Origin of the sequence: Methylobacterium sp. E-016 (assembly GCF_022829745.1) — a bacterium.
GTDB lineage: Bacteria > Pseudomonadota > Alphaproteobacteria > Rhizobiales > Beijerinckiaceae > Methylobacterium.
The window spans coordinates 51,362-60,911 of the sequence record NZ_JAKSYF010000184.1; the positions used below are offsets into that span (position 1 = coordinate 51,362).

Sequence of the window (9,550 nt, forward strand, 5' to 3'; positions counted from 1 at the left end):
GCCTACGGGTAGCCGTAGCGGCTCTTGGCGGCGGCGAGCAGGTGCAGCGCCTCGCCGTCGCGGCCGGCGGCGCAGGCTGCCGAGGCATGGGCGAGGTCCGCGCTGAACCGGTCGCCGACCGGCTTGTTGAGGTTGCCGGTGGCGACGTCGCTGTCGACCACGGCCTGGGTCCGGCCGATCGCCGGGCCGCAGCCGGAGCCCTGCGGCAGCACCACGGGGGCCGGCGCCGCCGCGACGGCGACGGCGGGCGCCGCGGCCTTCTGCTGGCACCCGCCGAGCGCGGCGGCGGCGAGGAGGGCGGCGAGCGAGAATCCGGAAATCTTGGTCGGCACGGGCGGCTTTCCCTGACACGGCGCAGCTTGCGCCGGACGGTTTTTGAGCCCGCGCCGCCGGGCGGTCAATCGTAGGCTTCGATTGTGGTGCTCGATCCGCGAACGCCGTTCGCGGTTTCCCTCCCCCCTCTGCGGGGGAGGGTGGGCCTCGCGTCAGCGAGGGTCGGGAGAGGGGAGCGCGTTGTCCGGAGAGGTCGTTCCCCTCTCCCGACCCGCTTCGCCCGCCACCCTCCCCCGCAGAGGGGGGAGGGAACAGCTCGTTCGTCGACCGAACCGGCCTACTTCGCCTTGTCGGCGATGGCCTTCAGGCCCGACTCGTAGATGCCGGAGATCGCGTCGGTGGCGACGGTGTCCGGGGCGCCCTTGGCGTTGAAGGTCCCGGTCCAGCTCAGCTTCGAGCCGGTGCCGTCCGGCGCCACCGAGAGCGTCGACTTGTAGTCGGAGACCGGCAGCGGGCCGGACAGGATCGTGTAGGTGTAGCTCATCACCTTGTCGTCGCGGGAGACCTGCTCCTCGACGAGGGTGCCGCCGCCCTTGAGCGAGAGGGTGCGGACCTTCATGCCGTCCTTCTCGGACAGCGCGCACTTCTCCACCGCCGGGTGCCAGTCGCCGATGCCGCAGAAGTCGCCGATGGCCTGCCAGACCTTGGCGGGCGGGGCGGCGACCGTGGCGGTCTTGGCGACGTCGATGGCGTAGCCCGGCACCGTGCCGGCGACGAGCGCGAGGACGGGCAGAGCGAGGGTCCGGATCATGATGGGCGTCTCCGACGATAGGCGGCGCGCGCCGGTATTCCCGGCGCCGGCCCTCTCAGGGGGCCCGCACGAGCTAGGCCTCGACCCCCGCCGTGGCAATGGCGGCCGGGATGCGGAGATCGCCGGCCGGCACCCGTCGGTTCTCGCTAGCGCGCATTCCTGCGCCCGGCCTCGGCCAGCTGCTTGGCGCGCGCGCCCTGCGTCTCGAACATCCAGCCCGGGTATTCGCGCGGCAGCACGCTGACCGCGTCGAGGGCGTCGAGCTCGGGTTCGCTCAGCTCGATCTGCGTTGCGGCGATGTTGTCGTCGAGCTGGTCGAGGCGCTTGGCGCCGACGATGACGCTCGACACCACGCGCCGGTGCAGCAGCCACGCCAGCGCGATCTGCGCGATCGAGACGTTGCGGGCGGCCGCCATCGGCCGCATCGCGTCGATGCAGGATTCGGCGCGGCCGCGCTCGACCGGCGGGAAGTCGAAGGCGGCGCGCCGGCCCTCGCCGGCGGCGTCGCCGGAATACTTGCCCGAGAGCAGGCCGCCGGCGAGCGGGCTCCAGACCATCAGGCCGAGGCGCTCGCTCCGGAGCATCGGTACGATCTCGCGCTCGAGGTCGCGGCCGGCCAGCGTGTAGTAGGCCTGCAGGCTCTCGAAGCGGGCCAGCCCCTCGCGCTCGGAGATGCCGAGCGCCTTCACGATCTGCCAGGCCGCCCAGTTCGAGACGCCGACGTAGCGGACGTGGCCGTGCTGGACGAGGATGTCGAGCGCCCGCACCGTCTCCTCGATCGGGGTCGCCGGGTCGAAGCCGTGGATCTGGTAGAGGTCGATGTGGTCGAGCTGCAGCCGCTTCAGGCTGGCCTTCACCGCGTCGAGCAGATGCACCCGCGAGGCCCCGCGGCTGTTCGCGCCCGGCCCCGTCGGGCCGTAGGCCTTGGTCGCGACGACCACGTTCTCGCGCGGCACCTTGAGGGCCTTCAACGCCTGGCCGGTGATCTGCTCGGACAGGCCCTCGGCGTAGACGTCGGCGGTGTCGACGACATTGATCCCGGCATCGATCGCGCGGCCGACGAGGCGTTCGGCCTCCGCCTGGTCGAGCGCACCGATCTGCCGCCACATCCCTTCCCCGCCGCCGAAGGTCATCGTGCCGAGGCAGAGTTCCGAGACGAAGAGGCCGGTCCGGCCGAGCTTGTTCTGGCGCATGGGGTTTCCTGTCGGAGAGCGCATCCTTTCGCCGACCGTCCCCCGAACGTCATTCCGGAGCTGCGAAGCAGAGCCCGGAATCCAGAGCAGCCGGGTGTGACCCGGCTTGCTCCGTCGGCGGATCTGGATTCCGGGCTCGCCTGCGGCGCCCCGGAATGACGGCGGGAAGGATGCGCGATCGAATGCTTCGGTCGGACAGATAGGGCCGCCCGACGCCGCGTCGATCGCCGGATCGACCCAGGCGCGCGTCCTGCGCCGCCTGAGCGGCCCTTCACCCGGCGCAGCTCTCCGCGATCAGCCGGCGCACGAAGGCGGCGCAGGCGTCGAGCTCGGCGCGCGTGATGAATTCGTCGGCCTTGTGGGCGCGGGCGATCGAGCCCGGGCCGACCACCACCGCCGGCACGTCGCCGAGCGCCTGGAACAGCCCGCCCTCGGTGCCGAACGAGACCTTGGCGTGGCCGTTGCGGCCGGCGAGCCGCTTGGCCAGCGTCACCAGCGCGGAATCGGCCGCGGTCTCGAGGCCGGGATAATCGATCAGCGGGGCGACCGCGACGCCGCAGGCGGGATCGCGCGCGGCCATCTCCGCGGCGAGGGTCTCGGTTGCGAAGGCGATCGCGCGCCGGGCCAGCGCACCGGCATCGTCCGCGCCGATGGCCCGGAACTCGAAGTCGACGCTGCAGCGGTCCGGCACGATGTTGAGGGCGGTGCCGCCGTGGACGACGCTGCTGAGCCCGGTGGTGTGGGGCACGTCGTAGAGCGGATCGCGCGCGCCGGACGCCGCCAGCGCGTCGGCCATCTGCCTGACGTGGAGGATGAAGCGCGCGGCGTACTCGACCGCGTTGACGCCGGCCGGCGCCAGCGCCGAGTGGCAGGCCTTGCCGCGGAAGGTGACGCGGGCGGCGTGCTTGCCCTTGTGCCCGGTGACGACCGCCATCCCGGTCGGTTCGCCGACGAAGCATCCCAGCGGCGCGAGGCCCATCGCCCGCATCCGCGCGATCAGCGGGCGCACGCCGAGGCAGCCGACCTCCTCGTCGTAGGACAGGGCCAGGTGGAGCGGCCGGACGAGGGGCGCCGCCGCCATCTCCGGCAGGAGCGCGAGGCAGACGGCGACGAACCCCTTCATGTCCGAGGTGCCGCGCCCGTAGAGCCGGCCGTCGGCCTCGGTCAGCCGGAACGGGTCGTGGCTCCAGTCCTGGCCGGCCACCGGCACCACGTCGCTGTGCCCGGAGAGCACGTAGCCCGGCACGCCGGCCGGCCCGACCGTGATCCACAGGGCGGCCTTCTCCCCCGTCTCGTCCATCACCCGCTCGACCGCGGCGCCGTGCGAGCCCGCGAAATCCTGGACCCAGTCGACCAGCGGCAGGTTCGTCAGCGCGCTGGTGGTGTCGAACGCCACCAGCGTGGCGAGGATGTCCGTGGGCGTCGGTGCGGCTTGCATTCGGTCCTTCGTGCCGGGCTGCGGCGGCCGGGGGTGGTGCCGGGAGGGATAGCGAGAACCGGCCCCCGCGCGCAACGGCGCGGCTCGCGCGCCGGCCGGCGCTCATCCGGCGGGTTTCGGCTTTCGCGGCCGGCGCGGGCGCTTCGGCGCGGCCTCGGCCCGCGCCAGGAACGCCGCGATGTCGGCGCCGAGGATCAGCGGCAGGTGGTCCGCGATTCGGGCGTCGTCCCAGGCCCACCAGCACACCTCCAGCAGGCGCGCGATGGTCTCCGGATCGAAGCGGTAGCGCAGGACGGTCGCCGGGTTTCCGGTGACGACGGCGTAGGGCGGCACGTCGCGGCGCACCACCGCGCCCGCGCCGACCACGGCGCCGCTGCCGATGGTGACGCCCGACAGGATCGTGCCGTTGGCCCCGAGCCAGACCTCGTCGCCGAGGACGACGTCGCCGCGGGTGGCGTGGTCGTGCGCGCCGGCCGCCGCGTTCGGCCAGAAGGCGGCGAGCGCCTTGAACGGGTAGGTGGTGACGAGGTCGGTGCGGTGGTTGCCGAGCGCGATGGTGACGTTCGGCCCGATCGAGCAGAACCGGCCGATGTGGAGCCGGGCCGATTCCGGCTCCAGCACCCGCGGATTGCCGTAGCTGTGCGCCCCCACGGTCCAGCCCCAGCGCGCGATGCCGCGGGCGAGGTGGAAGGCGGTGAGGTCGTCGAAGACCGGTTTGGGCTCGATCATGCGGCGGGGCTCCCCGTCGGCGCCGGCGGGTCGCGCCATGCCTTTCCCGTGCCTGCGATGCCTTTCTACCGTGTCCGCGATGCCTTCCCCCGTGTCAAAGCGCCGGGCGGCACGGGGGAGGATGGAAGGGGCGATCAGGGCCGCCGTGCGAGGCCGCCCGGGGGCGGCCCGAACCTGCGGCTGCAGCGATCGATATTGAACAAGCCGGCCGCGACACCGTTGCTCCCGTATAGAAACCAGGAGGAAACTTGATGTCGTACAAGATTCTCGCGCTCGCCACCTGCCTGATCCTGCCGCTCGGCGGCACCGCCTTCGCCCAGACCGGCAGCCCGGGCGCCGGGCCCAGCGCGGGCGGCACCGTGAATTCGGGCAGCGGCGCGGGCACGGCGGGATCGACCGGCGGCACCATGAGCGGTTCGGGCACCATGGGCGGCTCGGGCACCATGGCCCCGGGCGCCGGTGCGCCGCCCCCCGGCGCCAGCGGCGGCCCCTCGACCAGCACCGCGGGCTCGCCCGCCGGCAGCGGCAGCGGCAACGGCACCACCGGCAGCGGCGCGGCGCCCAGCGGCCGCTGAAGGCCGCGCGGACCCTGATGGAGGCGGAGCGGGCCGGGCGGCCCGCTCCGCCTTTCGCGTTTCCGGCGTCATTCAGCCGCCCTGCAGGCTCTCCGCGAAGTCCTCGGGCACCTCGCCGAAGCTCGCCAGGATCGTCGCGCTTTCCAGCTCGCCGGTCTCGTCGTCGGCCACCACCTTCAGCGCCGCGGTGCCGGGCATCCGCCCGGACATGGCTTCCGCCTTCTTCAGCGCCCCGCTCTCGGTCGGCGCCACCTCGCGGTCGCCGGGCACCAGGCGCTTGCGCTTGACCACGAAGGTCTGGACCACGAACGTCGTCTTCATACCCATTGCGCGTGTCCTTGACCGGTGTGGCGCGAGCCTGGCCCATGATCCTCGGATCGCGAAACCGGGTCGCACGTCTTGTGGGGTCGCATCGTCACACGCGAGACGGCATCCGCCCCGCCTGAAAACGCTCCGACCCGAGGATTGGCACGATTGACGCTAGAGCCTGTCCCGTGATCGATGGATCACGAAACAGGCTCTATCCAGGGTGCGGGATCGCATTGTCTTCACGCGAGGCGGACGCCGCCTCGCTCGAAAATGCTCTCGCGCCGTCGATGCGCCACCCTTGCGTGCCCGCTCCTTCTACACGGAACCGTCGATGATCGAGACGCGCCGCCGTCCGTGCCGGACCCTGTCGCGCGCCGTCCTGTGCGGATGGGCGCTGGCATCCGCGGGCGGGCCGCTGGGCGCCGCGGCGCGCGACCTGCGCATCGGCCTCGCCGCGGAAGCCACGTCGATCGACCCGCATTTCCACAACCTCGGCCCCAACAACGCGCTGCGGCGCCACATCTTCGAGGGCCTGGTCACCACCGACCCCGCGATGACGGTGCTGCCCGCGCTGGCGCTCGCCTGGACGGCCGACGACGCGCATACCTGGACGTTCAGGCTGCGCCCGAACGTCACCTTCTCGGACGGCACGCCGTTCACCGCCAACGACGTGATCTACACCTTCTGCCGCATCCCGCTGGTGGAGAACTCGCCCTCCTCCTTCGCCACCTTCGTCCGGCCGTTCGAGAGCGTCACCGCGCCCGATCCGCTGACCGTGGTGATCAGGACCGCCGAGCCGCTGCCGCTGCTGCCGACCAACATCACCGCGCTCGGCATGCTCAGCGCCAAGGCCTCGGGCGCGCCCGGCCCGGTCACCTTCGCCAAGGGCGGGTGCGCCGGCATGGGCACGCCGCCGAAATCCACCGATTTCGGCAACCCCAAGGTCGCCGTCGGCACCGGCCCCTACGCGCTCAAGGAATACGTGCGCGGCACCCAGGTCGTGCTGGCCCGGAACCCGACCTACTGGGGCGCGGCGCCCGCCTTCGACACGGTGACGATGAAGCCGATCGTCTCCACCGGCCCGCGGGTGGCGGCGCTGCTCGCCGGCGACGCGGACCTGATCGAGAACCCGGCGATCCAGGACCTGCCGCGGATCGAGGCGGCGGGCTTCACCGTCGCCAAGGGCCTGTCGAACCGCATCATCTACATCCACCTCGACCAGTTCGACGGCCCGGGCTGGAAGACGCCGACGATCCGCGGCACCGACAAGGCTGCGCCGCCGGACAAGAACCCGCTGCTCGACCGGCGCGTGCGCGAGGCTTTGTCCAAGGCGATCGACCGCAAGGCCGTCGTCGAGCGGGTGATGGGCGGGGTGGCGCAGGGCGCGGGCGAGCTGCTGCCGTTCCCGCTGGCCGGCACGACCAAGGACTTCCCCGTCGTCGCCTACGATCCGAAGGCGGCTAAGGACCTCCTGGCCCAGGCCGGCTACCCGAACGGCTTCGAGATCACGCTCGGCACGCCGAACGACCGCTACATCAACGACGAGAAGATCGCGCAGGCGGTGGCCCAGATGTGGAGCCGGATCGGCGTGAAGACGAGCCTCGACGCCGCGACCGCGTCGACCTTCTTCACCCGGCGCAACACCTTCTCGTTCTCGGCCTACCTCGCCGGCTGGGGCGCCGATTCCGGCGAGATGTCGAACTCGCTGAATTCGCTGCTGCTGTGCTTCGATCCCGAATCCGGCCGCGGCTTCACCAACCGCGGCCGCTACTGCAACCGCGAGGTCGACCGCCTCACCATCGAGGCGATGCGCACCTTCGACGAGAATGAGCGCTCCGCCCTGCTGCGCCGGGCCTCCGCGCTCGCCATGGCGGACTACCCGCTGATCCCGCTCCACTTCGAGGTCACCCCCTGGGCCACGGTGAAGGGCCTGCGCTACACGCCGCGGATCGACCAGTACACGCTGGCGATGGACGTCGCGGTGGTGAAGTGAGGGATCGGGATTTCCGGGCGCCGGGCATCCCCTCTCCCCGCACGCGGGGAGAGGGCCGCGAGGACCGCGTCGTCGGCGCGGCGAGGCGGCAGCCGACGGTGAGGGGGCTTCGACGGCGGAGCCTCGTTGGTTCGCGTCCCCTCACCATCGCTCCGGCTTCGCCTGCGCTTCCCGGCTGCACGACGGGGTGCAGCCGGGCCTCTCCCCGCGTGCGGGGAGAGGGGACCCGCGCCCCGTTCGGCGGCGTACCTGCATGCTGACCTACCTGATCCAGCGCTTCGGCCAGGCGCTCGTCACCGTCGCGGCGATGGCGACGCTGGTGTTCGTCGGCGTCTACGCCATCGCCGATCCGATCGACATGCTGGCCGCGCCCGACGCGACGCCGGACGAGCGCGCCGCCATCGGTGCCCGGCTCGGGCTCGACCGGTCGCTGCCGGTGCAGTTCGGCACCTTCGCCTGGCGCGCGCTGCACGGGGATCTCGGGCGCTCGTTCGTCTACAACGAGCCCGCCCTGTCGGTGATCCTGCAGCGCCTGCCGGCGACGCTGGAGCTGGCGCTCACCGCCCTGGTGCTCGCGGTCGCGGTCGGCCTGCCGCTCGGGCTCTGGGCCGGCCTCAAGCCGAGCTCGGGCACCGGCCGAACGATCATGACCGGCTCGATCCTGGCGTTCTCGCTGCCGAACTTCTGGCAGGGCCTGATGCTGGTGCTGGTCTTCGCCGTGACGCTCGGCTGGTTTCCGGCCGGCGGCCGCGGCGAGACCGTCAACGTGCTCGGCATCGAGACCGGGCTCCTGACGCTCGACGGCCTGCGCCACCTCGTGCTGCCGGCGGTGAACCTGGCGCTGTTCAAGCTCGCGGTGGTGATCCGGCTGGCGCGCGCCGGCACCCGCGAGGCGATGCTGCAGGACTACGTGCGCTTCGCCCGCGCCAAGGGGCTGTCGCCGGCCCGCATCGTCGGCGTGCACGTCCTGAAGAACATCCTGCTTCCGGTGGTCACCGTGATCGGCCTCGAGCTCGGCTCGATGATCGCCTTCGCCGTCGTCACCGAGACGGTGTTCGCCTGGCCCGGCATCGGCAAGCTCCTGATCGACTCGATCAACCGGCTCGATCGCCCGGTCATCGTCGCCTACCTGATGCTGACCGTGTGCCTGTTCGTGGTCATCAACCTGATCGTCGACCTGATCTACGCCGCCCTCGACCCGCGGGTCCGCCTGTCGGAGGCCGCGTGAGCACGGGCGAGACGCTCCCCGCGGCCGGCGGGCCGCCCGCCGCGCGGCCGGTCGCCGCCGCGGCCGAGCCGGTCTGGCGGGCGCACGTGCGCGCGTTCCTCCGCAGCCCCGGCGCGGCGCTCGGCTTGGCGGCCCTGGTGCTGACGGTCCTCGCCGCCTGCCTCGCCCCCTGGATCGCGCCGCAAGACCCCTACGACCTCGCCAACCTCGACGTGATGGACGGCACCCTGCCCCCCGGCAGCCGCAGCGTCTCCGGGATGCTGTACGCGCTCGGCACCGACGCGCAGGGGCGCGACATGCTCTCGGCCATCCTCTACGGCCTGCGCGTCTCCCTCGTCGTCAGCCTCTCGGCGACCCTGGTCGCGGCGACGCTCGGCTCCACGATCGGCGTGCTCGCGGCCAACGCCGGCGGCCGGGTCGATGCCGTGCTGATGCGGCTCGCCGACCTGCAGCTCTCGTTCCCGGCGATCCTGATCGCGCTGGTGCTGCTCGCCGCCTTCGGCCGCGGCGTGGACAAGGTGGTGATCGCCCTGATCGCCGTGCAATGGGCCTACTACGCCCGCGCCATCCGGGCGACCGCCCTGGTCGAGCGCCGGCGCGAGTACATGGAGGCCGCCCGCGCGCTCGCGCTGCCGCGCCGCAGCCTGATCTTCCGCCACCTGCTGCCGAACTGCTCGGCCCCGGTGATCGTGGTGGCGACGATGCAGGTGGCGCACGCCATCGCGCTCGAGGCGACCTTGTCCTTCCTCGGCGTCGGCGTGCCGGTGACCGAGCCCTCCCTCGGGCTGCTGATCAAGAACGGCTACGACTACCTGCTCTCGGGCAAGTACTGGATCTCGACCTTCCCCGGCCTGGCGCTGGTGGCGGTCATCGTCGCGATCAACCTCGTCGGCGACCGGCTGCGCGACGTGCTGAACCCGAGGTTTTCGGATTGAGCGGTTCGGGAAACTTGCCGCGCGGGCGAAGCATGCGCCTTCCCTCCCCCCTCTGCGGGGGAGGGA

At 72.3% G+C, this 9,550-nt stretch carries 10 protein-coding genes; 4 read left to right on the top strand and 6 right to left on the bottom strand.

What is annotated here, in order from left to right; all coding sequences use genetic code 11:
* Window positions 1-2: 2 nt before the first annotated feature.
* The 5 genes from MKK68_RS26725 to MKK68_RS29620 all read right to left on the bottom strand — a co-directional run bounded on the left by MKK68_RS26725 (window position 3) and on the right by MKK68_RS29620 (window position 4,444).
* Window positions 3-332: a hypothetical protein gene (locus MKK68_RS26725; RefSeq protein WP_147860202.1), complete on the bottom strand. Its 330-nt coding sequence runs from the start codon at window positions 330-332 to the stop codon at window positions 3-5.
* Window positions 333-610: 278 nt separating this feature from the next.
* Window positions 611-1,084, bottom strand: coding sequence for an SRPBCC family protein (locus MKK68_RS26730; protein WP_147729221.1), 474 nt, complete (start codon window positions 1,082-1,084; stop codon window positions 611-613).
* A 146-nt stretch (window positions 1,085-1,230) separates the two neighbouring features.
* On the bottom strand, window positions 1,231-2,277 hold the full coding sequence (locus MKK68_RS26735) for an aldo/keto reductase (RefSeq protein WP_243938205.1): 1,047 nt from the start codon (window positions 2,275-2,277) through the stop codon (window positions 1,231-1,233).
* 271 nt (window positions 2,278-2,548) lie between these two features.
* Window positions 2,549-3,715, bottom strand: coding sequence for an acetylornithine deacetylase (gene argE / locus MKK68_RS26740; protein WP_147729223.1), 1,167 nt, complete (start codon window positions 3,713-3,715; stop codon window positions 2,549-2,551).
* A gap of 102 nt (window positions 3,716-3,817) precedes the next feature.
* Entirely contained in the window at window positions 3,818-4,444 is a 627-nt protein-coding gene (locus MKK68_RS29620) for a CatB-related O-acetyltransferase (RefSeq protein ID WP_279605524.1), read from the bottom strand.
* Window positions 4,445-4,695: 251 nt separating this feature from the next.
* Here MKK68_RS29620 and MKK68_RS26750 point away from each other — a divergent pair, with 251 nt between their 5' ends.
* Window positions 4,696-5,019, top strand: a complete 324-nt coding sequence (locus MKK68_RS26750; protein ID WP_147863032.1) for a hypothetical protein — start codon at window positions 4,696-4,698, stop codon at window positions 5,017-5,019.
* Window positions 5,020-5,091: 72 nt separating this feature from the next.
* On the opposite strand, the gene MKK68_RS26755 is transcribed toward MKK68_RS26750, so the two are convergent.
* Window positions 5,092-5,346, bottom strand: a complete 255-nt coding sequence (locus tag MKK68_RS26755) for a hypothetical protein (RefSeq protein WP_147729101.1) — start codon at window positions 5,344-5,346, stop codon at window positions 5,092-5,094.
* A 313-nt stretch (window positions 5,347-5,659) separates the two neighbouring features.
* On the opposite strand from MKK68_RS26755, the gene MKK68_RS26760 reads away from it, so the two are divergent.
* The 3 genes from MKK68_RS26760 to MKK68_RS26770 all read left to right on the top strand — a co-directional run bounded on the left by MKK68_RS26760 (window position 5,660) and on the right by MKK68_RS26770 (window position 9,484).
* A complete protein-coding gene (locus MKK68_RS26760; RefSeq protein ID WP_243938199.1) occupies window positions 5,660-7,321 on the top strand; it encodes an ABC transporter substrate-binding protein in 1,662 nt (553 codons plus the stop codon).
* Window positions 7,322-7,574: 253 nt separating this feature from the next.
* Window positions 7,575-8,549, top strand: coding sequence for an ABC transporter permease (locus MKK68_RS26765; RefSeq protein ID WP_243947904.1), 975 nt, complete (start codon window positions 7,575-7,577; stop codon window positions 8,547-8,549).
* 86 nt (window positions 8,550-8,635) lie between these two features.
* Window positions 8,636-9,484 carry an ABC transporter permease gene (locus tag MKK68_RS26770; protein ID WP_147860288.1) on the top strand — a complete coding sequence of 283 codons (849 nt, stop codon included), beginning with the start codon at window positions 8,636-8,638 and terminating at the stop codon, window positions 9,482-9,484.
* Window positions 9,485-9,550: the final 66 nt, after the last annotated feature.